Source organism: Streptomyces albidicamelliae, assembly GCF_025642175.1.
GTDB lineage: Bacteria > Actinomycetota > Actinomycetes > Streptomycetales > Streptomycetaceae > Streptomyces > Streptomyces albidocamelliae.
Window position 1 is genome coordinate 1,750,745 of record NZ_CP106795.1, and the last position, 21,284, is coordinate 1,772,028.

The 21,284-nt window shown below is 73.4% G+C and carries 17 protein-coding genes and 1 pseudogene; 2 read left to right on the top strand and 16 right to left on the bottom strand.

What is annotated here, in order from left to right; genetic code table 11:
• Nucleotides 1-83: 83 nt before the first annotated feature.
• From N8I86_RS08100 to N8I86_RS08120, 5 genes are read right to left on the bottom strand one after another with little or no spacing between them, the layout of a single operon-like run.
• Nucleotides 84-1,559, bottom strand: a complete 1,476-nt coding sequence (locus tag N8I86_RS08100) for an HAD-IA family hydrolase (RefSeq protein WP_263277487.1) — start codon at nucleotides 1,557-1,559, stop codon at nucleotides 84-86.
• Between the two features lie 14 nt (nucleotides 1,560-1,573).
• The gene (locus tag N8I86_RS08105) at nucleotides 1,574-2,650 is read right to left on the bottom strand and encodes an ABC transporter ATP-binding protein (protein ID WP_263277488.1); all 1,077 of its coding nucleotides are present in this window, start codon (nucleotides 2,648-2,650) and stop codon (nucleotides 1,574-1,576) included.
• Nucleotides 2,651-2,656: 6 nt separating this feature from the next.
• Complete coding sequence (locus N8I86_RS08110) at nucleotides 2,657-3,478, bottom strand: ABC transporter permease (protein WP_073899358.1); 822 nt, start codon at nucleotides 3,476-3,478, stop codon at nucleotides 2,657-2,659.
• Nucleotides 3,463-4,362, bottom strand: a complete 900-nt coding sequence (locus N8I86_RS08115) for an ABC transporter permease (protein ID WP_073899360.1) — start codon at nucleotides 4,360-4,362, stop codon at nucleotides 3,463-3,465. The genes N8I86_RS08110 and N8I86_RS08115 overlap by 16 nt, the downstream gene beginning before the upstream one ends.
• Nucleotides 4,359-5,519, bottom strand: a complete 1,161-nt coding sequence (locus N8I86_RS08120) for an ABC transporter substrate-binding protein (protein WP_123438525.1) — start codon at nucleotides 5,517-5,519, stop codon at nucleotides 4,359-4,361. The genes N8I86_RS08115 and N8I86_RS08120 overlap by 4 nt, the downstream gene beginning before the upstream one ends.
• A 204-nt stretch (nucleotides 5,520-5,723) precedes the next feature.
• Between N8I86_RS08120 and N8I86_RS08125 the strand changes: the two genes are divergently transcribed.
• Nucleotides 5,724-6,464, top strand: a complete 741-nt coding sequence (locus N8I86_RS08125) for a GntR family transcriptional regulator (RefSeq protein WP_263277489.1) — start codon at nucleotides 5,724-5,726, stop codon at nucleotides 6,462-6,464.
• A gap of 117 nt (nucleotides 6,465-6,581) precedes the next feature.
• On the opposite strand, the gene N8I86_RS08130 is transcribed toward N8I86_RS08125, so the two are convergent.
• From N8I86_RS08130 to fmt, 9 genes are all read right to left on the bottom strand, one after another.
• Nucleotides 6,582-7,034, bottom strand: a complete 453-nt coding sequence (locus N8I86_RS08130) for an Lrp/AsnC family transcriptional regulator (RefSeq protein WP_073899367.1) — start codon at nucleotides 7,032-7,034, stop codon at nucleotides 6,582-6,584.
• Nucleotides 7,035-7,061: 27 nt separating this feature from the next.
• The gene (locus N8I86_RS08135) at nucleotides 7,062-8,549 is read right to left on the bottom strand and encodes an amino acid permease (RefSeq protein WP_073899369.1); all 1,488 of its coding nucleotides are present in this window, start codon (nucleotides 8,547-8,549) and stop codon (nucleotides 7,062-7,064) included.
• Between the two features lie 360 nt (nucleotides 8,550-8,909).
• A complete protein-coding gene (locus N8I86_RS08140) occupies nucleotides 8,910-10,361 on the bottom strand; it encodes a GuaB1 family IMP dehydrogenase-related protein (RefSeq protein ID WP_123438523.1) in 1,452 nt (483 codons plus the stop codon).
• An 84-nt stretch (nucleotides 10,362-10,445) separates the two neighbouring features.
• On the bottom strand, nucleotides 10,446-10,814 hold the full coding sequence (locus N8I86_RS08145) for a barstar family protein (protein WP_123438522.1): 369 nt from the start codon (nucleotides 10,812-10,814) through the stop codon (nucleotides 10,446-10,448).
• The gene (locus tag N8I86_RS08150; protein WP_073899373.1) at nucleotides 10,811-11,218 is read right to left on the bottom strand and encodes a guanyl-specific ribonuclease; all 408 of its coding nucleotides are present in this window, start codon (nucleotides 11,216-11,218) and stop codon (nucleotides 10,811-10,813) included. The genes N8I86_RS08145 and N8I86_RS08150 overlap by 4 nt, the downstream gene beginning before the upstream one ends.
• A 51-nt stretch (nucleotides 11,219-11,269) precedes the next feature.
• A complete protein-coding gene (locus tag N8I86_RS08155) occupies nucleotides 11,270-12,313 on the bottom strand; it encodes a sugar-binding transcriptional regulator (RefSeq protein ID WP_073899375.1) in 1,044 nt (347 codons plus the stop codon).
• Between the two features lie 90 nt (nucleotides 12,314-12,403).
• A complete protein-coding gene (gene rpe, locus N8I86_RS08160; protein ID WP_073899377.1) occupies nucleotides 12,404-13,090 on the bottom strand; it encodes a ribulose-phosphate 3-epimerase in 687 nt (228 codons plus the stop codon).
• Between the two features lie 230 nt (nucleotides 13,091-13,320).
• Nucleotides 13,321-14,739, bottom strand: a complete 1,419-nt coding sequence (locus N8I86_RS08165; RefSeq protein WP_073899379.1) for an RsmB/NOP family class I SAM-dependent RNA methyltransferase — start codon at nucleotides 14,737-14,739, stop codon at nucleotides 13,321-13,323.
• A 1,092-nt stretch (nucleotides 14,740-15,831) separates the two neighbouring features.
• A complete protein-coding gene (fmt, locus tag N8I86_RS08170; RefSeq protein WP_073899381.1) occupies nucleotides 15,832-16,764 on the bottom strand; it encodes a methionyl-tRNA formyltransferase in 933 nt (310 codons plus the stop codon).
• A 264-nt stretch (nucleotides 16,765-17,028) separates the two neighbouring features.
• On the opposite strand from fmt, the gene N8I86_RS08175 reads away from it, so the two are divergent.
• On the top strand, nucleotides 17,029-17,571 hold the full coding sequence (locus N8I86_RS08175; RefSeq protein ID WP_073899383.1) for a hypothetical protein: 543 nt from the start codon (nucleotides 17,029-17,031) through the stop codon (nucleotides 17,569-17,571).
• A gap of 112 nt (nucleotides 17,572-17,683) precedes the next feature.
• Here N8I86_RS08175 and N8I86_RS08180 read toward each other — a convergent pair.
• Both N8I86_RS08180 and metK read right to left on the bottom strand, forming a co-directional pair.
• Nucleotides 17,684-19,842: pseudogene (locus tag N8I86_RS08180) on the bottom strand (primosomal protein N').
• Between the two features lie 123 nt (nucleotides 19,843-19,965).
• Entirely contained in the window at nucleotides 19,966-21,174 is a 1,209-nt protein-coding gene (gene metK, locus N8I86_RS08185; RefSeq protein WP_263277490.1) for a methionine adenosyltransferase, read from the bottom strand.
• Nucleotides 21,175-21,284: the final 110 nt, after the last annotated feature.

The following is a 21,284-nucleotide window of genomic DNA, read 5'->3' on the forward strand; positions in this document are numbered from 1 at the left end:
CGGTGTTACCAGTCGGTAGAAAGTTCGGCACAACCTACGGGATCAGCACCGGCCCCGCAATGGTGACCTGCGGTAACCCCGGGTCACCCGGCGGGCAGGGCGAAGGTGGTGACGACCGCCGCGTGGTCGGAGGGCCAGTCGTTGCCCGCCACGTCCGGCCAGGCCCGCGGGGTGCCCGTGACCAGCGTCCGGGAGTCGAGCACGGTCAGTCCGCGGTGCAGGACGTAGTCGATCCGGTCCTGCGGTTCGGGCCGTCCGCTGCCGTCCTCGTGCACCGGATGGACCGGCGACCAGGTGTGCCCGGGTTCGGCGACCGGGTCGGGGTGGGCCGCGCGGAAGGAGTCGGCGAACCCCGCGTCCTCGGCCGCCTCGGTCACCGGCCAGCGCACGTCCGGCCAGTCCAGATGGGAGGGGCAGTTGAAGTCGCCGACGAGGACGACCGGGACGCCGTCGTCCGACGACTCGGCGATCCGGTCCAGCGCGTCCCGCATCTGGCTCAGCCGCGGCTCCTCGTGGGCGATCAGCGCGGCCGCCGGCAGTCCGTCGAAGGCGGCCTCGTAGGGCCCGTACGGCGTGTAGTGCAGGTGCGCGGTCCAGATGTCCACCTCGCGGCCGGGGGCGACCGCGATCCGGACACCGGCGGCGCCGTAGAAACCGACGTCCGGGTCGCCGAAGCGGGCGGTGACGGGGTGGCGGCTGAGGACGCCGAGGTTCTCGCCGGCCCGGTGGTGGTGCCAGCCGAGGGCCTCGGCCAGTTCCTGGGCGGCCGTCCCGCCGGTCTCCTGGAGCCCGACGACGTCGGCACCGCTCTCCACGACCGCGCGGACCTGCTTGGCCCGGTGGTCGTCGACCTCGCTGCCGCCGAGCCACAGGTTCCAGCTCATCACGCGGAGCCGGGGAACGGCCATCCGCTCCAGGTCGGCGGCCGTGACCCCGGCCAGGCTGTCCCGCACGGTCCGGCCGGGCGCCTCGCCGATCGGCGCGAGCGAGGGCACGGCGAGCACCGTGCACCCGGCGGCCTCGGCGGAGGCGACGCCGGTCTCGGTGTCCTCGACGGCGACACAGGCCGCCGGGTCGACACCGAGGGCCCGGCAGGCGGCCAGGTAGGGATCGGGGGCGGGTTTGGTGCGGGCGGTGTCGTCGGCGGTGACGGAGGCCGCGAACCGGTGGGTGCCCAGCGCGTCGAGGACGACGTCGGCGACCGCGCGCGGGGACGCGGTGACCAGGGCTGCGGGCACGCCGTCGGCGGCGAGCGCGTCCAGCAGCTCGACGGCGCCGGGGCGGGGCACGATGCCGGTGCGGACGCGCTCGGCGAACTCGCGGTGCAGGACGGCGACGAGATCGGCGGCCGGCCTGCCGGTGGCCGCGCCGAGCCAGCCGGCGGTGTGCTCGACGGGGCGGCCGAGCACCTCCGGCTGATCGGCCTCGGTCAGCGGCCGTCCGGCGACCTGCTCGACCGCCTCCCACCACAGGCGTTCGGTGTCCACGAGGGTGCCGTCCATGTCGAACAGGACGGCATGCAGCCGGCGGTGGGGGCGGTCGGGGGCGTGGGGGGTCACGTCGGGGTCTTTCCTCACTTCTGGATACGTTCGGCCACCAGCACGGGCCGCTCGGGCAGCGATACGGTGGCGGCGGTTCCGGCGCCGAGCCCGGCGGCCTCGTGCGCGGGCAGGTCGGCCTTGGCCTCGGTGCCGTCGGCGAGCCGTACGGTGACCCGGACGACCGCGCCGAGGAAGGCGGTGGCGACCACGCGGGCACCGCCCCGCTCGTCGGTGTGCAGCCGGACGGCCTCGGGCCGCACCAGCACGTCCACCGCGCCGTCGGGCACCTCGCCCTCGGCGGGCAGCCGCTGCCCGAGCACCTCGACGGTGCCGTCCCTCAGCTCGCCCGGCAGGCGGCTCATGGTGCCCACGAACTCGGCGACGAACGCGGTGGCCGGGCGCCCGTACAGCTCGGCGGGCCCGGCGCACTGTTCGAGCCGCCCGGCCCGCATGACGGCGACCCGGTCGGCGACCGACAGGGCCTCCTCCTGGTCGTGGGTGACGAACAGGGTGGTGATGCCGAGCTCCTGCTGGAGCCGGCGGATCTCCTCGCGCAGGGTGAGGCGCACCTTGGCGTCCAGCGCGGACAGCGGCTCGTCGAGCAGCAGCACGCGTGGGCGCAGCGCGAGGGCGCGGGCGAGCGCGATGCGCTGCTGCTGGCCGCCGGAGAGCTGGTGCGGGTAGCGGGCGCCCTTGTCGCCGAGGCCGACCAGTTCCAGCAACTCGGCCGCGCGGGCGCGGCGTTCGGCTGTGCGGACCTTGCGCATCCGCAGCCCGAAGGCGACGTTGTCGACGGCGTCCAGATGCGGGAAGAGGCTGTACGACTGGAAGACCATCCCGGCGTCGCGGCGGTGGGCCGGGACCCGGGTGACGTCCTCGCCGTCCACCAGGACGGCGCCGGAGTCGGGATGCTCGAACCCGGCGAGCATGCGCAGCGCGGTGGTCTTGCCGCAGCCGGACGGGCCGAGCAGGGCCAGGAACTCCCCCGGCCGGACGGTCAGGTCGAGCCCGTCGAGGGCGACGGTGGCGCCGAACTCCCGGCGCAGACCGCGGAATTCGACGGTGGCGGCCTTTTCGGCCGTGGCCTTCTCAGGCGTGGTGACGGTCATGACGGTTCATCCCCGGGAAGAAGCGGTTCGGGTGCGTCCGCCGCCGGCACCGGCGAGCGCGAGGAGCAGGGCCCAGGTGACGAGCAGGCTGAGCACGGACACGGCGACGGACATCTGGGCCTGCGAGCCGCCGACGTTGTAGATCCACACCGCGAAGGGCCTGAAGCCGAGCAGCTGGGCGACGGTGAACTCGCCGAGGACCAGCGCCAGGGTGAGGAAGGACGCGTTCAGCAGGGCACCGCGCAGGTTCGGCAGCACGGCCCGGACGAGCGCCTGCGGCCAGGAGGCACCGCAGCTGCGGGCGGCCTCGACGAGGGTCCCCACGTCGATGGAGCGCAGGCCGGCGTCCAGGGCGCGGTACACGAAGGGCAGCGCCATCACGACGTACGCGAGGACGAGGACCACGGGGAAGTTCTCGTTCTGGATCACCACGAACGTCTGGAACAGCGGGGTCCGGGACAGGTGCTCCGGGCCCCACTTGAGCACGGTGACGATCCCGGCGACGAACGCGATCGGCGGCACCACCAGCGGCAGCGAGCACACCACCTCGACCACCGGCCGCATCCGCGGCGCACCGAGCCTGAGCGCGACCACGGCGGGCACCGTCAGCAGCAGGACGACCGCGATGGTGGCGACGGCCAGCTCCAGCGACAGCAGCAGGCTGGAGACGAAGCCCTCGGTGGACAGGATCCGGGTGTAGGCGTCGAAGGTGACGCCCTGCCCGGGCACGTCGACCGTGAAGATCACGGAGGCGGTGAGCGGCACCAGGAAGTACAGCGCGGCCAGGCCGAGGACGGCCCACCGCCAGGGGGTCAGGCGTCGAGCCATCGGGCGCTCCGTCGTTGCAGGGGCAGGTAGACGGCCATCACCAGGCCCGCCACCAGCACCATGTCGAGGCTGAGGGCGAGGGCCACGTTCTCCTGGCCGACCAGGACGTTGCCGGACAGGGCGTCGGCGATCTGCAGGGTGACCAGCGGGACCGCGCTGCCGACCATCGCCGCGGCGGTGGCGTAGGCGGCGAAGGCGCTGCCGAACAGCAGCACCAGGCCGCCGAGCAGGGAGGGCGCCAGCACGGGCAGGGCCACGTGCCGCCAGTACTGCACACCGGTGGCGCCGTTGTTCAGCGCGGCCTCCCGCCACTGGGAGCGCAGGCCGTCCAGGGCCGGGGTGATGGTGAGGACCATCAGCGGGATCAGGAAGTACAGGTACACGAGGACCAGTCCCCAGAAGCTGTACAGGTCCCAGCCGCTGTCCTTCAGGCCGAGGTGCACGGTCAGCACGCCCGCGTTGCCGAGGGTGGCGACGAAGGCGAAGGCCAGCGGGACGCCGCCGAAGTTGGCGAGCACACCGGACGCGGTCAGCACGGCCTCGCGCAGCGCGCGGGAGCGGGAGCCGGCCACGGCCTGGGCGAGCGGCAGCCCGAGCAGGGCGCCGAGCGCGGCGGAGACCGCGGACAGCTTCACGCTGCCGAGCAGGGCGGTGAGGTACGGGCCCCGGAGCGAGGCGGTGAGGTTCGCGGCGGTGTAGGAGGCGGTGCCCGTCGTCGGGTCCTTGACCGTGAAGGCACCGTCCAGGACCGCCAGGGCCGGCAGTCCGAAGGCGATCGCCGTGAACGCCAGCAGGGGCACCACGGCGAGCCAGCCGGGGGCGCGGCGCCGCCGCTTCGCCGAAGCGACGGGCGCCACGTCCGCGCGCGGGAGGGCGGCGGTCATCCGGAGACGGCCTTCCCCCAGCCCTGCGCGAGGGCCGTCTTGGCCTTGCTCTGCTGGTCCTCGGTCGGGAAGGAGGGGGTGCCGCTGACCTTCGGGAGCTTGCCGGCGGCCGTCTTGTCGAGGGTGCCGGCCTTGTCCATGGCGGTCATCAGGGCGGGGCGGGCGTAGCCCTTGAGCCACAGGTTCTGGCCCTCGGTGCTGTACAGGTACTCCTGCCACAGGCGGGCCGCCGCCGGGTGCGGGGCGTCCTTGTTGACGGCCTGGGAGTAGTACTGGGCGTACTGGCCGTCCGCCGGGATGGAGACCTTCCAGTCGACTCCCTTCGAGGTGAACTCCTCGGCGTAGCCGGCGTTCAGGTAGTCCCAGTCGATGGAGATCGGCGTCTCGCCCTTCTCCACGGTGGCCGGGGTGGACTCGACCGGCGTGTAGTTGCCGTTCTTCTTCAGCTCGGCGAAGAAGTCCAGGCCGGGCTGGATGTCGTCGAAGGAGCCGCCGTTCGCGAGCGCGGCCGCGTAGACGCCGCCGAAGGCGGAGCCGGACTTGGTGGGGTTGCCGTTGAGCGCGACCTGGCCCTTGTACTGCGGCTTGAGCAGGTCCTTGAAGGTGGTGGGGCAGGACTTCACCCGCTTGGCGTCGCAGCCGATGGAGATGTAGCCCCCGTAGTCGTTGTACCAGCGGGCCTTCGGGTCCTTCTGGGCCTCGGGGATGTCGCCGTGGGAGGCCACCTCGTACGGCGCGAGCAGCCCCTGCTGGGCGGCGCTGAGGGCGAAGGAGCTGCCGAGGTCGAGGACGTCGGGCGCGCGGTCCTGGCCCTTCCTGGAGGTGACGGCGTTGATCTCGTCCTGGCTGGAGCCGTCGGGGCTCTCGTCCTCGATCTTGATGCCGTACTTCTTCTGGAAGCCGTCGATGATCGCGCCGTAGTTGGCCCAGTCGCGGGGCACCGCGATGATGTGCAGCTTGCCCTCCTTCTTGGCCGCCTCGACCAGGGCGTCCATGCCGCCGAAGTCGGCCGCGGAGGTGGCGGTGGCGGCGTTCTTGCCGGTCTTGGTGGTGCTGGACGCGTTGTCGGGCGCGGCGCCGCAGGCGCTGAGCGCGAGCGCGGCGACGACGGCGAGGGAGCCGCCGAGGACGGCGTTTCTCGGCAGGGACACGGTCACGGTCTCTCCAGGGGGCGCACGGGAGTGGAGTGAGAACTTGTATGAACAAGTTGGCCTCAGTACGCCCGGCGTCGGTGTCCTGTCCATGAACACCGGCGAAACAGCAGACCCCGTGTCCCTGCACAGTTCCGGCTGACACGGATCACCAGCCGACGTCTATTAGGCTGGTCACGCTGTGCACAGCGGCCTACGCAGAGGGGAAGCATGACGGCGCGACACGAGGAGATCGCGGACGAACTGCGCCGCGCGATCGACCGCGAGGAGTACACGGTCGGCAGCCGGCTGCCCTCGGAGTCGGAGCTGGCCGCGCACTACCGCGTCTCGCGCGGCACGGTCCGCCAGGCCGTCGCCGCCCTCACCGCCGAGGGGCTCATCGGGTCCCGGCAGGGCGCCCGGCGGGTGGTCCTGGCCAGCCGCCGCAGCCAGAGCTTCGAGGAACTGCGCAGCTTCGCGCAGTGGGCGCGGGCCATGGGGCACGAGGCGACCGGCCACGTGGTGACCCAGGAGTACCGCCCGGCCGGCCACGAGGACGCGGTACGCCTGCAACTCACCGTCAGCACCCCGGTGTTGCACGTCCTGCGGGTGCGCGGCCTGGACGGCGAACCGGTGCTGCTGGAGCGCACGGTGTACGCCGACTGGATCTCCCCCGCGGTCGAGGTGATCGAACCCGACTGCCCGTCGGTCACCCAGCGCCTGTACGACGACACCGGTCTGGTCTTCGCCTACGGCGAGCACGTCATCGACGCGGTGGCCTGCGGCGCACTGGACGCCGAGTTGCTGGGGGTCCGCCGCACCAGCCCGCTGCTGCGGGTGCGGCGCGTGACGACGACACGGGAGGGCCGGCCGGTCGAGTGGTCGGACGACCGCTACCGGCCGGACGCGGTGAGCTTCAGCGTGCACAACTCGATCGGCAACAATCCGCTCGCGCGGAAGGCGGCGGAGTAGAGCGGGGGCTTGTGCTCGTCGCGGGGCGCGGGTCCGCCGTGGTCGCTCGCGCGGTCCCCCGCGCCCCTGCGGTACTGCGGCGCAGCCTGCCCGGAAGGTGCGGAGAACCGTGCCTTCCTACCCAGGCGCGCCGGAGGAGAAGCGGCGCAGCAGGGGCGACAGGACCAGGACCGACTTGGTCCGTTCCACGAACGGCTCGCCCGCGATGCGCTCCAGGACCCGCTCGAAGTGGCGCATGTCGGAGGCGAACACCTGGGCGATCGCGTCCGCGTCGCCGGTGACGGTCGACGCGGCCACGACCTCCTGGTAGCGCTCCAGACCCCGTTGGATGGTCTCCGGCGAGGTGTTGCGCCGGCAGTGGATCTCGATGAATCCCTCGGTCTCCCAGCCGAGCGCCGCCGGATCCACCCGGACGGTGAATCCGGTGATGGCTCCGGTGGCGCGGAGCCGGTCCACGCGCCGCTTCACCGCGGGCGCGGACAGGCCCACCATCTGCCCGATGTCCGCGTAGGAGCGGCGGGCGTCCTCGGCGAGGGCGTGCACGATGCGTTCGTCGAGATCGTTCAGCACAGGGGGTTGTTCACTTCTTCGGTTCGGTCACTTCTCTGCCGTCACCGCGAGCGCGTCGTCGGTCGCGAGACGGGAACGGCGATAGCCGTACACGAAGTAGAACACGAGCCCGACGGCCATCCAGCATCCGAAGACGACCCACGTGACGGTGTCGAGGCTGAACATGTTGTACGCGCAGAACAGGAAGCCCAGCACCGGCAGCACCGGCCCGAACGGCACCTTGAACGTGCGCTCCAGCCCCGGCCGCCGGTACCGCAGGACGATCACCGCGACGTTGACGAGGGCGAAGGCGAACAGCGTGCCGATGCTGGTGGCGTCGACCAGCTTGCCCAGCGGGATGAGCGCGGCGAGCACACCGCAGAAGAGGGACACGATCACCGTGTTGAGGCGGGGCGCGCCGGTCTTCGCGTGGACCTTGCCGAGCGCCTTCGGCACCAGGCCGTCGCGGGCCATCGCGAAGAGGATGCGGGTCTGGCCGTAGAGAACGGTGAGCACCACGCTCGCGATGGAGATGACCGCGCCCAGCGCCAGCATGGTGCCCCAGAAGGTCTGGCCGGTGACGTCGTTCATGATCGCGGCGAGGGTCGCCTCCGAACCGTCGAACTTCTTCCAGTTCCAGGCGCCGACCGCGACACCCGCGACGAGCACGTACAGCACGGTCACGATGATCAGCGAGAGCATGATCGCCCGCGGCAGGTCGCGCTTGGGGTCCTTCGCCTCCTCACCGGCGGTGGAGGCGGCGTCGAAACCGATGTACGAGAAGAACAGCGTGGCACCGGCAGCGCTGACGCCCGTCATGCCGAGCGGCATGAAGTCGGCGTAGTTGCCGGACTTGAAGCCCATGAAGCCCACCGCGCAGAACAGCACGAGGGCGACGATCTTCACACAGACCATGATCGTGTTGGCGCGGGCGGACTCGCGCGCACCCCCGAGCAGGAACACCATCGCCAGCAGGACGACGATCAGGGCGGGCAGGTTGATGATGCCGCCCTCGCCCGGCGCCGAGGACAGGGCGCCCGGGATGGTGACACCGATGGTGCCGTCGAGCAGCTCGTTGAGGTACTCGCCCCAGCCGACGGCGACGGCGGCCACCGACACGCCGTACTCCAGCACCAGGCACCAGCCGCAGACCCAGGCGACCAGCTCACCCAGCGTTGCGTACGCATACGAGTAGGAGGAGCCGGCGACCGGGATGCTGCCCGCCAGCTCGGCGTACGACAGCGCCGAGAACAGGGCCGTGAGTCCGGCGATCACGAACGCCAGGGTGACCGCGGGACCGGCCTTCGGGACGGCGTCGCCGAGGACGACGAAGATGCCGGTGCCAAGTGTGGCACCGATGCTGATCATGGTCAGCTGCCACAGTCCGAGGGAGCGCCGGAGCTGCCCTCCCTCGCCCTGGCCGCCCTCGGCGACCAGGCGTTCCACGGGCTTGCGACGCATGAGGCGCGCGGCGACGCCCGGGGACGCGGGGGCGGCCGCTCTCTCGTTGTGCGGGGGTGCGCCTTGGTCGAGCACGTGTGGGCTCCTTATCGCTGCCGGTCTGGGTGGGGTCGGGTCCGGCATGGCCGCAGGACCCTCGGGGCGGGGACCGGCGGCAGCCCGCGAGAGCAGGGATCCGCCGAGCGGAGTCCCCGCCACGTATAGCGCAGCACCCTACGGGGGTGGGCTTTACGGGCGTAATGCAGCAACCTTGCGCATGCCCGCATGATCATTGCGTTCATCGGACCGGAATGCCAAATCGTTGCGCGCGGGCTGCCGACCGTTGCACGACGGCCCGGCCACGGGCTCCGCAGGCCGCGCGGAGCCCGGGAACGCCGACGGCCCCCGCTGTTCCCGGGAGGGGGACAACGGGGGCCGTCGGGACGGGACTTGGCGTCAGTTCCAGCTGGCGTGCAGCGGCTTGCCCTCGGCGTAGCCGGCGGCGCTCTGGATGCCGACGATCGCCTTCTCCGCGAACTCCTCCAGGGAGCCGGCACCGGCGTAGGTGCAGGAGGAACGGACGCCCGCGATGATCGAGTCGATCAGGTCCTCGACACCCGGGCGGGCCGGGTCGAGGAACATCCGCGAGGTGGAGATGCCCTCCTCGAACAGCGCCTTGCGGGCCCGGTCGTACGCCGACTCCTCCGAGGTCCGGTTGGCCACGGCGCGCGCGGAGGCCATGCCGAACGACTCCTTGTACAGCCGGCCCCCGGCGTCCTGCTGGAGGTCGCCCGGGGACTCGTAGGTACCGGCGAACCAGGATCCGACCATGACGTTGGACGCGCCGGCCGCGAGGGCCATGGCCACGTCGCGCGGGTGGCGGACACCGCCGTCCGCCCACACGTGCTTGCCGTGCTTCCTGGCCTCGGCGGCACACTCCAGGACGGCCGAGAACTGCGGCCGGCCCACGCCGGTCATCATGCGGGTGGTGCACATGGCGCCGGGGCCCACGCCGACCTTGATGATGTCCGCGCCGGCGTCGATGAGGTCCTTGACGCCCTCCGCGGAGACGATGTTGCCCGCGACGATCGGCACCTGCGGGTCGAGGGCGCGGACCACCTTGATCGCGCTGATCATCGACTCCTGGTGGCCGTGCGCGGTGTCGATGACGAGCGTGTCCACGCCCGCGTCGAGCAGCTGCTTGGCCTTGCCCGCCACGTCGCCGTTGATGCCGACGGCGGCGGCGATGCGCAGCTTGCCCTGCGCGTCCACCGCCGGGGTGTACAGCGTGGCCCGCAAGGCGCCCTTGCGGGTGAGGATGCCGGCGAGCTTGCCGTCCTTGTCCACGGCGGGCGCGTAGCGGCGGTTGTGGGTGTCCAGTGTCTGGAAGGCCTCGCGCGGGTCGATGTCCGCGTCCAGCAGGAGCAGGTCCTTGGACATGACCACTTCGAGCTGGGTGAAGCGGTCCACACCGGTCAGGTCCGCGTCGGTGACCACACCGACGGGTCGCTGGTTCTCGTCGACGACCACCCCGGCGTTGTGCGCCCGCTTGGGCAGCAGGGCGAGCGCGTCGGCGACGGTCTGGTGCGGGGCCAGCACGATCGGGGTGTCCAGCACGTGGTGCCGGCTCTTGACCCAGGAGACGACATCGGTGACCACGTCGATCGGGATGTCCTGCGGGATGACCACCAGGCCGCCGCGGCGAGCCATCGTCTCGGCCATGCGGCGGCCGGCGATGGCGGTCATGTTGGCGACGACGAGCGGGATGGTGGTGCCCGTGCCGTCCGGGGAGCTGAGGTCCACGCCCTGACGCGAGCCCACCGCGGAGCGGCTCGGCACCATGAACACGTCGTCGTACGTCAGGTCGTACGCGGGCTGGATGTCATTGAGGAAACGCACGTGCTGCACATCCCAGTCGATCAGAGGTGACCCCCCGACGGGTGCGCCAGGGGAAAAGAGCACGTACTTCATTGTCCCATGACGCCGCGGCGGTCATGCCCCGACAGAACATCCAGGGTCGCGGCCGATCACCTGGGAGGTTCCTCCAAGGGCGAGGACGACGGCGAGGGAGGGAGTACGGTCCACCGCCTCGGCGAACACCTCCTGGGCCGTCCGCCACTGCTCCGGGCTCGCCTCGGCGTACGGCTGCCAGCCCCGCACGACGACGAGCATCCCCTGTTCGACCGCGCCCTCCGGCCAGACGGTGTGGTCGCACAGGGAGTCGGCCAGCGCGTCCCAGTTGCGGCCGAACCAGTCGGGCAGCGCGAGGGCCCGGGCGACGCGGTCCATCAGGCCGGCCTTGTCGGTGACCCCGGTGAGGTCCAGCGCGACCACGAAGCGCCCCGTCAGGTCTTGGCTCATCTCAGTACCGCCCGGAACGTGTCGTAGTGATCGTCGGTGTAGTAGATCTCCCCGCCCTGCCCGGTGACGAGGCGCCGCGCCCCGCGGTCGCGGGAGCCCGGCGTCGGCACGGTGTACTCGTGGTAGTAGCCGCGCCGGTGATCCGGCAGCCGGCCCTCGAAGTTACCGAAGACGACGCCGTCGCGGGCGTAGGGGTAGGGGCCGCCCTTGTCGATGAGCGCGAGCGTCCGGCGCGCCTCCGCGGGCAGCCGGGACGCCGCCACGGTGCCCGTGCCCCTGGCCCACGCCGGGGTGGACGCCGCCGGCGCGGTGGTGGTGACCGGGCCGGGAGAGCACCCCGTCAGCAGGACGGAGAGGCAGACCAGCAGTCCCGCGAGCGCGCGGGGGACGAACCGCAGCAGCATGGGGACGATGCTGCCACGGCCGTCCCGCTGCGCGGGTGCCGCGACCCGCGCTCAGGGCCCGTCGGGGTCCTGGCGGTTGAGCGCGGGCTTCGGCGTCGGGCCCGCGGTCATCAGGTAGTCCGCGGCGGAGGTGTCCGTCACCAGGCTGGTGACGAGGCCGGACCGCAGCACCGCGTCGATCGCCGACGCCTTGCGCTGCCCGCCGGCGATGGCCACGACCTCCGGGATACGGCGCAGCTGGTCGGTCTTGACCGTGATGCACCGCTCGCCGAGGTCCCGCCCGATCCGGCGCCCGTCGGCGTCGAAGAGGTGCGCGGACATCTCGGCGGCGACCCCGAGCGAGGCGTAGTGCGCGCGCTCCTCGTCGCTGAGCATGTCGTGGACCGTCGAGATGCCCGGCTCCCAGGAGCCGATGGAGACGCAGGCGACCGTGACCTTGTCGAAGTACTCGAAGGCCCGGGCGATCCCGGTCTGGTTGCGCAGCGCCGCCGCGGTGGCCGCGTCGGGCAGCAGCATCGGCGCGTAGATGGGGTGCGCGTCGCCGCCGGACACCTGGGCGGCACGGCGCACGGCCTCCACGGAGCCGCGCTCGGCGGTCCCGGCGTCGTACACACCCGTCAGCTGCACCACCGTGCAGGGCGGCAGCCGGTCGAGCGCCGCCGCCATGTGGATGGTGGAGCGTCCCCAGGCCAGCCCGAGCACGTCCCCCTCGTTGACGAGTTCGCCGAGCAGGTCGGCCGCGACCTCGCCCAGGTTCTCCGGGTCGGGGGTCTCCTCGGCGTCGGCCGGGGATTCGACCACGACGGCGTGTCTGAGGCCGTAGCGGGCGCGGAGCGCGTCGGAGCGCTCGGCGTCCAGCTCGGCCGGGACGCGGATCTCGATGCGCACGAGATCCCGTTCGAGAGCCGTCTCCAGGACCCGGGCCACCTTGAAGCGGCTGACGCCGAACTCCTCCGCGATCTGGATCTTGGACTTGCCCTCGAGGTAGAAGCGGCGGGCCATGGCCGCCGCCTGCACCAGCTCAGCGGGTCCCATCCGCATGGCTGACCGGCCCGCCGACATACCCGACACGGCGATCTCCTCACTGCTGTTCACACTCTGGATTCGCCGTTCATCCTTGCAGATTCGGCGCAACTGATCCGCCCTGATGGGCGCCGTACTCTCAACCGTTCACGTAGCTGTGGCTCAGTGGTCGCATGCCCAGGACGCCGCGGCGGTGGCCGTGTCCGCCTGGGCGCGCAGTGCACGGACCGCCTCCGCCGGGTCCTGCGCCCCGTACACCGCCGAGCCGGCGACGAACACGTCCGCCCCCGCGTCCGCGCACCGCTCGATCGTCGAGGCCGACACACCGCCGTCGACCTGCAGCCACAGCTGGAGGCCGTGCTTGCCGATCAGCTCCCGGGTGCGGCGGATCTTCGGCAGCATGATGTCGAGGAAGGCCTGGCCGCCGAAGCCCGGCTCGACGGTCATGATCAGCAGCATGTCGAGTTCCGGCAGCAGGTCCTCGTACGGCTCGATCGGCGTCGCCGGCTTCAGCGCCATCGAGGCGCGGGCACCCTTGGCACGGATCTCGCGGGCGAGTCGCACGGGCGCGGCGGCGGCCTCCACGTGGAAGGTGACCGACGAGGCCCCCGCCTCCACGTACTGGGGCGCCCAGCGGTCGGGGTCCTCGATCATCAGGTGGCAGTCCAGCGGGGTGTCCGTCGCCCGGGCCAGGGACTCCACCACCGGTACACCGAGCGTGAGGTTCGGCACGAAGTGGTTGTCCATGACGTCGACGTGGAGCCAGTCGGCGCCCTGGACCGCCTTGGCCTCCTCCGCGAGGCGGGCGAAGTCGGCGGACAGGATGCTGGGGTTGATCTGCGCGGCCATGACCCAAGCCTGCCATGTCCGAAGCACTGATGTTCGCACCGGTCCACAGGCGAGGCCGTTCGTCGTATTTGTACGACCGCGGGCTACCGCCTGTGGACAACACGCGGCGTAGCCGGAGCGGTTCCGCGACGCTCGGTCAGCGGGCCGTGACGCTCGGCGGTGTCCGCGGTGCCAGCGGTGTTCGCGGTGCCGCGCGCTCCGGGTGCCGCGGGTGTGCCCGGCGGGCGGGGTCAGCCGGTCCGGCGGATCAGCGCCAGGTACATCGCGTCGGTGCCGTGCAGATGCGGCCAGAGCTGGACGTCGGGACCGTCGCCGAGGTCGGGGACCCCCGGGAGCAGCGGGCGGGCGTCGATCAGCTCGGTGTCCGGGCGCTGCTTGAGCACGTCGGAGACGACCGCCCGGGTCTCGGCGAGGTGCGGTGAGCAGGTGGCGTAGCCGACGACCCCGCCGACCCGCACGGAGTCGATCGCCGTGCGCAGCAGGGTCCGCTGCAGCGGCGCGAAGTTGTCGAGGTCCTCGGGGCGCCGCCGCCAGCGGGCCTCGGGGCGCCGGCGCAGGGCGCCGAGGCCGGTGCACGGCACGTCCATCAGCACCCGGTCGAAGCTGCCGGGCAGCCACGGCGGCCGGGTCCCGTCGGCGGTGACGACCTGGTACGGCCCCGGGTTGCCGTGCAGGGCTTTGGCCACCAGGCCGGCGCGGTGCGGCTGCTTCTCGGCGGCGAGCAGGGCGGCGCCGCGTTCGGCGGCCAGGGCGGCCAGCAGCGCCGCCTTGCCGCCGGGGCCGGCACAGCCGTCGAGCCACTTCTCGTCGGGCCCGTCGAGCGGGGCGTTCGCCAGCGCGAGGGCGACCAGCTGACTGCCCTCGTCCTGCACTCCGGCCCGGCCCTCGCGCACGGCGTCGACCGCCGCCGGCTCACCGCCCTCGGCGAGCCGCACGGCGTACGGCGACCAGCGCCCCGGGACCGCGGACTCCTCGCGCAGCAGCTCCTCGGTGCCGGACCGTCCCGGGCGGGCGACGAGCGTCACCTCGGGCCGTTCGTTGTCGGCGGTCAGCAGCTCCTCGATGCCGGCGCGCCCGCCGCCGAGGGAGTCCCACAGCGCGGAGACGACCCACCGGGGGTGCGAGTGCACGACGGCGAGGTGGTCCTCGGGATCCTCGTCGTAGGGCGGCGCGACCTTCTCCGTCCACCCCTGGAGGTCGTCCTGCGCGACCTTGCGCAGCACGGCGTTGACGAACTTGGCCCGGCCGTCGCCGAGCACCACCCGCGCCAGCTCGACGGAGGCGGACACGGCGGCGTGCGTCGGGATGCGGGTGCCGAGCAGCTGGTGCACGCCCAGGCTGAGCACGTCGAGGACCGGCGGGTCGACCTCGCGCAGCGGACGGTCGACGCAGGCGGCGATGACGGCGTCGTACGTCCCCTGCCGACGCAGCGTGCCGTACACCAGCTCGGTGGCGAGGGCCGCGTCCCGGGAGTCGAAGTCGCCCTTCTCGCGCGCCTTCCTGAGCAGCGGCGGCAGCACGAGGTTGGCGTACGCGTCCCGTTCGTCGACCGCGCGCAGCGCCTCGAAGGCCAGCATGCGGACGGGGTCCTTCTGGGGACGGCGGTAGGGCTTGGCGGGCTTGTGGGGCCGCCGGGACTGCTCGCTCACGAAAAAGGTGCTCCGGATGTGAAGAAGGTGGCTGCACCGTCCAGCCTACGTCGCCCCAGGGCCCCTCCCCCCGCCCGGGGCGCCCCGCCGACGGGCAACCGGACCGCTCCATGGCGACCCATGGTGCCGCCCCGGCGCGTCGCCACGGCATCGCCCCCGGACCTCGCCGCCCGCGCACCGTGCGGTGCCGCGGCCCGGACAATGCCGCCCGCCACGTCCAGCCGCCCCTGACACGAACGCCGCGCCCTCTGCCCGGCGCAGCACCAGTGGCCGCGCCCCCGCACCGTGCCATGCCGCGGCCCGGACAATGCCGCCCGCCACGTCCGGCGCCCAGGTCACGAACGCCGCGGCCCCGGCCCGGCGCAGCCCGAATGGCCGCCACCGGCTGGGCCGGCCGCCGCCACTCCGATGGGCACGGCTGCTTCGCTCGCTCCCCGAATCAGCCCGGCCCGGCCCACCGCCGACGGCCGGCCGGCGTTCTCGTGACCCCCGCCCTCGTCCTTACCCGCCCGCCGCGTCCGGCGCCCCGGACGCGAACGCCGGGCCCGGCCCGGCGCAGCCCGAATGGCCGCCACCGGCCGGGCCAGCCACCGCCGCCCTGACGAGAACGGCTGCCCCGTCGGCTCCCCGGGTCAGCCCGACCCGGCCCACCGCCGACGGCCGGCCGGCGTTCTCGTGACCCCCGCCCTCGTCCTTACCCGCCCGCCGCGTCCGGCGCCCCGGACGCGAACGCCGGGCCGGGCCCGGCGCAGCCCGTATGGCCGCCACCGGCCGGCCCGGCCGCCGCCACTCCGATGGGCACGGCTGCTTCGCTCGCTCCCCGGGTCAGCCCGACCCGGCCCACCGCCGGCAGTCGGCCGGCGTTCTCGTCTCCCGGCCCTCGTTCTCACCCGCCCGCCGCCCAGGACCCCTCACCGGCCGGTCGAGCGGATCCGGCGGGCAGCCACGCTCTCCACGCACGCGGGCCGTGCCCCGGTACGGCCCCGGTCGCTTCGTAGACCCCCGCCAACGGCACGGCGTCACAAGGCACCGTCCTGCCGCTTCTGCGTCCGACGGGGCATGCCCCCAACGTCCCGGCACTCCCGGCAGGGATCAGGCTCCGAGTGTCTCGTTCTCCGTGATGCGGACGCCGCGGGCCCAGTCGGCCGCGCGCATCGGCTTCTTGCCCTGGGCCTGCACCCACAGCAGTTCGACGGCGTACGAGCCGGTGCCGACGTGCACGCTGTTCTTGCCCACCGCGAGCCGGCCCGGGGCGAGGTCGGTCCGCTCGGGCACGGGCGTGACCTGGATGAGCTTGAGCCGCTCGCCGCGGAAGGCCGTCCAGGCGCCGGGCGCCGGGGTGCAGCCGCGCACCATCCGGTCCACCCGCAGCGCGGGGGCCGCCCAGTCCACGTGGGCGTCCTCGACGGTGATCTTCGGCGCGAGGGAGATGCCCTCCGACGGCTGCGGAACGGCCTTCAGCGTGCCGTCCTCGACGCCGTCCATGGTCGCGGCCAGCAGCCCCGCGCCGGCGAACGCAAGCCGGGTGAGCAGATCGCCGCTCGTATCGGTGGGGCGGATCTCCTCCGTCACGGTGCCATAGACGGGCCCGGAGTCCAGCCCCTCCTCGATGAGGAAGGTGGAGGCGCCGGTGATCTCGTCGCCCGCCATGAGGGAGTGCTGCACCGGCGCCGCCCCGCGCCAGGCGGGCAGCAGCGAGAAGTGCAGGTTGACCCAGCCGTGGGCGGGGATGTCCAGGGCGGCCTTCGGCAGCAGGGCGCCGTAGGCGACGACCGGGCAGCAGTCCGGGGCGATCTGCCTCAGCCGCTCGAGGAACTCCGGGTCCCGCGGCTTCAGCGGCTTGAGCACCTCGATCCCGGCCTCCTCGGCCCGCTCGGCGACGGGCGACGCGACCAGCCTGCGCCCGCGCCCGGCCGGCGCGTCGGGCCGCGTGACGACAGCGGCCACCTCGTGCCGCCCGGAGGCGATCAAGGCGTCCAGAGCGGGAACGGCGACCTCGGGGGTACCGGCGAAGACGAGCTTCATGGGCGGGATCGGGCCTCTCGGGCGGGGTCGGGCGGGCAGCGCACCAGTCTATGACCATGACCACGACGGCGCGGACGGTGAACGGCCCCCGAGGTGCCGCCCGGCAGCGGGCGGCGCACGGACCGGAGGGCGGCGTACGCAAATGCCCGTACGCCCCCACCCCGTGACCAGCGGAGCGCACACGCGTTGGTCAAGAAAGAGTTGACCACATCGGGCCGCTTTGGCGGCCCAATTCCTTTCAACGCCGGTTCGAGAGGCTTGTTCATGGCCGACCACGCAACCCACGACGCCCAGGCCCGGGCCAGCCTGCACTTGCTGGTGCGGGACATCGAGCGGGTCCGCCGGCAGGTGGACGCCCTGCGCACACTCACCGCCCAGCTGGGCAACGTCTACCGCCCGCGCCGCTCCGGCCCGTCCACGGGCTTCGTCGTCTACGGACGCGCCCCCGCCCCGACGGTGCGTCTGGCCCAGGAGCTCCGGGACAGTGTCGAGACCCTGGTCACGGCCGCCGTGGACTTCGACCGCTCGCTCGGCTTCTCGTGGGACGCGGTGGGCTCGGCCCTCGGCGTCACCAAGCAGGCGGTGCACCGCCGTTACGGCGCCCGCCGGGCCGCGGCCCAGGCCGCCGCCGAGGCCGAGCGGACCTCGGATCCGTCCGCCTCCCGCCCGCTCAACGTGAACACCGCCCTGCCCACGGTGCCGACGGTCCCCGCGGCCCGCTCCATGCCCACCCAGCCGACCGCGGGCAGCCCGGCCCTGCGCGAGGACGCCCGGCCGACCGCCTTCCCCGGCCCGCGCAACGGCTGACGGCCCGCCACCACCCCTGCCCTCCCGGTCCGCGTCCGGGAGGGCAGACGTATGCCCGGGGCCTGGGCACGGCCCCCGGCGCCGCACCGTACGCGCCGTGCCTACCGGCCCGTCACCCGATGTCCGGCGGATCGACGCGCACCCGCACCGCCTCCCCGCTCCCCCGTGCCATGCGCGCGGCCTGCGCGGTCTTCAGGGCGGCGGCGAGCGCCGCCCCGCTGCCCGGGGGCACCCGCACGAGCGCCCGTTCCCACTGCTCGCCCGATGGCGGGGCGCCGGGTCTGCGCGGTCGGCCCGGCAAGGTGGGAGCCACCGGGACCGGGCCCAGCACCTCGGCGTCCGGCGGCATGTCGACCGCCGCCAGGAACTCGGCGACCGCCTCGGGCACGCCGGACACGGCCGCCATCCGGGACACCGGCGGAAAGCCCAGCTCGGCCCGCTCGGCCAGCTCGCGCACCGCGTGTCCGACGGGGTCCCAGCGCACCAGCGCCTGCACGGGCCGCAGGGTCGGCTCCGCCACCACGACCACCGTGCCCCCCTGTCCCTGCGGCCGTACCAGGGCTCCCGCCGCCATCCAGCGGCGCAGCGCGTCCTCTCCGGCCCGCAGATCGGGGCGTACGAGCATGGCCCAGCCGTCCAGCAGCAGGGCCGCCGCGTAGCCGCCCTCGGCGACCGGCTCGGCCCCCGGGGTGCTGACGACCAGCGCGGGCGTGCCCGGCACGGTGTCCAGCACGTGCTCGCGCCCCGAGGTGCGCACCGGTACGGCGGGGAAGGCCCGGCCCAGCTCCTCGGCGGTGCGCCGTGCGCCGACGACCTGGGCCCGCAGCCGGAAGCCGCCGCACTCCGGGCAGTGCCAGGAGCCCTCCTCGCGGCCGCACCATCCGCACTTCAGGACTCCCGCGTCCTGCCCTTCGAGCGGACCGGAGCAGTGCCGGCACCGCGCGGGCGCCCGGCACTGGGCGCAGGCCATCCGGGGCGCGTAACCCCGCCGGGGCACCTGGACCAGCACCGGTCCGTGCCGCAGCCCCTCGCGCGCCGCCTGCCAGGCGAGCGACGGCAGACGGGCGGCGCGGGCGGCCTCGTCCCGCGCCAGGTCGTCGTCGCCGACGGTCCGCACCAGGGGCGCGGTACGGCGGACCTGCTCGCGGCCGGCGACCAGCGGACGGGCCCAGCCGCTCTCGACGAGCTGGGCGGCCTCCACCGTGCAGCCGAAGCCGCCCAGCAGGAAGGCGCAGCCGTCCAGGGCGGCGCGCAGCAGCAGGACGTCCCGGGTGTGCGGCTGGGGGGCGTGCGGCTCGCTGTGGCTGTCGTCGCCGTCGTCCCAGACGGCGACCAGCCCCAGATCCTGCACGGGCGCGAACATCGCCGCGCGCGTCCCGACGACCGCGCGGACGGAACCGCGCCGTACCGCGAGCCACTGCGCGTACCGCTTCTCGGGTCCGGCGTCGGCGGTGAGCAGCGCGTGCCGGCCCTCGCCGAGCACCGCGATGAGCGCGGCGTCGACCCGCGCGGCGGCCCGCCCGTCCGGTACGACGACCAGCGCACCGCGTCCCGAGGCGAGCGTGGCGGCCACCGCTCTCGCCAGCTCCTCGCTCCACTGCGGGCCCGGCAGCGCGTTCCACACGGCCCGGGGGCGCCGCCGGAGGCCAGCGCCTCGACGAAGGCGGCGCCGTGCTCGTACCGCCCCCAGGAGCCCGCGTCCGGCGCGTCGGGCGGTGGCAGCGGAGGCGGGGACGGCCGCTGCTCGGCGCGGGCACTGCGCGGCGGCACGGCGAGCTGGAGGACGTCGGCGAGGCTGCCCGCGTACCGGTCGGCGACGGCCCGCGCGAGCCCCAGCAGTTCCTCGCTCAGCACCGGTTCCGGTGAGACGACCTGCGCGAGCGCGGCGAGGGGCCCGGAGTAGTCCGACTCGGCGCGCCGCTCGACGAGGAACCCGTCGATGAGCCCGCCCCCCTCGCGGCGGCCCTCGCGCACCCGGCCGCGTCCGGCTCCGAACCGCACCCGCACCCGGACGCCCGGCTGCGCCTGCTCGTCCAGTTCCTCGGGCACCGCGTAGTCGAAGTAGCGGTCGAGGTGCAGCACGCCCTTGTCCACCAGCACCCGCGCTACGGGCAGCTCCTTGGCGAGCGCGGCCCCACGCCAGGTCCGCGGCTTGGCCCGGGGCGCCTTCGCCCGGCGCACGCTCTCCCGGATGAGCGCGAGCTGTTCCGGCGGCGCCGCCTCGGCCCCGCCGTCCCCGTCCGTCCGGGGCACCCCGTTCTCGCCGCTCACGCCTGCATTCTTACCAAACGGCACCGACAACCGGCGGCCACACGGTACGTCGCCGTCCGGCGCACACGCCGAGGCCCGGCCCCCCATCGGGAGCCGGGCCTCGGTCGGAAGGCGGGTGCGGGACTACAGGCCCACGGCCTGGCGGAGGGCGTCCACGCGGTCCGTGCGCTCCCAGGTGAAGTCGGGCAGCTCGCGGCCGAAGTGGCCGTAGGCAGCCGTCTGGGAGTAGATCGGGCGGAGCAGGTCGAGGTCGCGGATGATCGCGGCGGGGCGGAGGTCGAAGACCTCCTCGATCGCCTTCTCGATCTTCTCGGTCTCCACCTTGTGCGTGCCGAAGGTCTCGACGAAGAGACCGACGGGCTCGGCCTTGCCGATCGCGTAGGCGACCTGGACCTCGCAGCGGGAGGCCAGGCCCGCCGCCACGACGTTCTTGGCGACCCAGCGCATCGCGTAGGCGGCCGAGCGGTCCACCTTCGACGGGTCCTTGCCGGAGAAGGCACCGCCGCCGTGGCGGGCCATACCGCCGTAGGTGTCGATGATGATCTTGCGGCCGGTCAGACCCGCGTCGCCCATCGGGCCGCCGATCTCGAAGCGGCCGGTCGGGTTCACCAGCAGCCGGTAACCCTCGGTGTCCAGCTTGATGCCCTCCTCCAGGAGCGCCTTCAGCTCCGGCTCCACCACGAACTCGCGGATGTCGGGCGCCAGCAGCGATTCCAGGTCGATGTCCGAGGCGTGCTGGGAGGAGACCACCACCGTGTCCAGACGGACCGCCTTGTCACCGTCGTACTCGATGGTGACCTGCGTCTTGCCGTCCGGGCGCAGGTAGGGGATCGTGCCGTTCTTACGGACCTCGGACAGCCGCTTGGACAGGCGGTGCGCCAGGAAGATCGGCAGCGGCATCAGCGTCGGCGTCTCGTCCGAGGCGTAGCCGAACATCAGACCCTGGTCGCCCGCTCCCTGCCGGTCCAGCTCGTCCTCGTCGCCCTCGACGCGGGACTCGTAGGCGGTGTCGACGCCCTGTGCGATGTCCGGGGACTGCGCGCCGATGGACACCGACACACCACAGGAGGCGCCGTCGAAGCCCTTCTTCGAGGAGTCGTAGCCGATCTCGAGGATCTTGCTGCGGACGAGGGTCGCGATGTCCGCGTAGGCCTTCGTCGTCACCTCGCCGGCCACGTGCACCAGGCCGGTGGTGATCAGCGTCTCGACGGCGACCCGGGAGGTCGGGTCCTCGCGCAGGAGCGCGTCGAGAATGGTGTCGCTGATCTGGTCAGCGATCTTGTCGGGGTGACCCTCGGTCACGGACTCCGAGGTGAACAGGCGACGGGACACAACGCTCCCTGGGGTTGCAGCGGCTGCTGGCTGATCATTTGCGGACGACGCGAGGGCTGCAGCCCGGCGCCGTCCGAGAACAGTTTATCGGTCGCGCTCGACCGATGGGC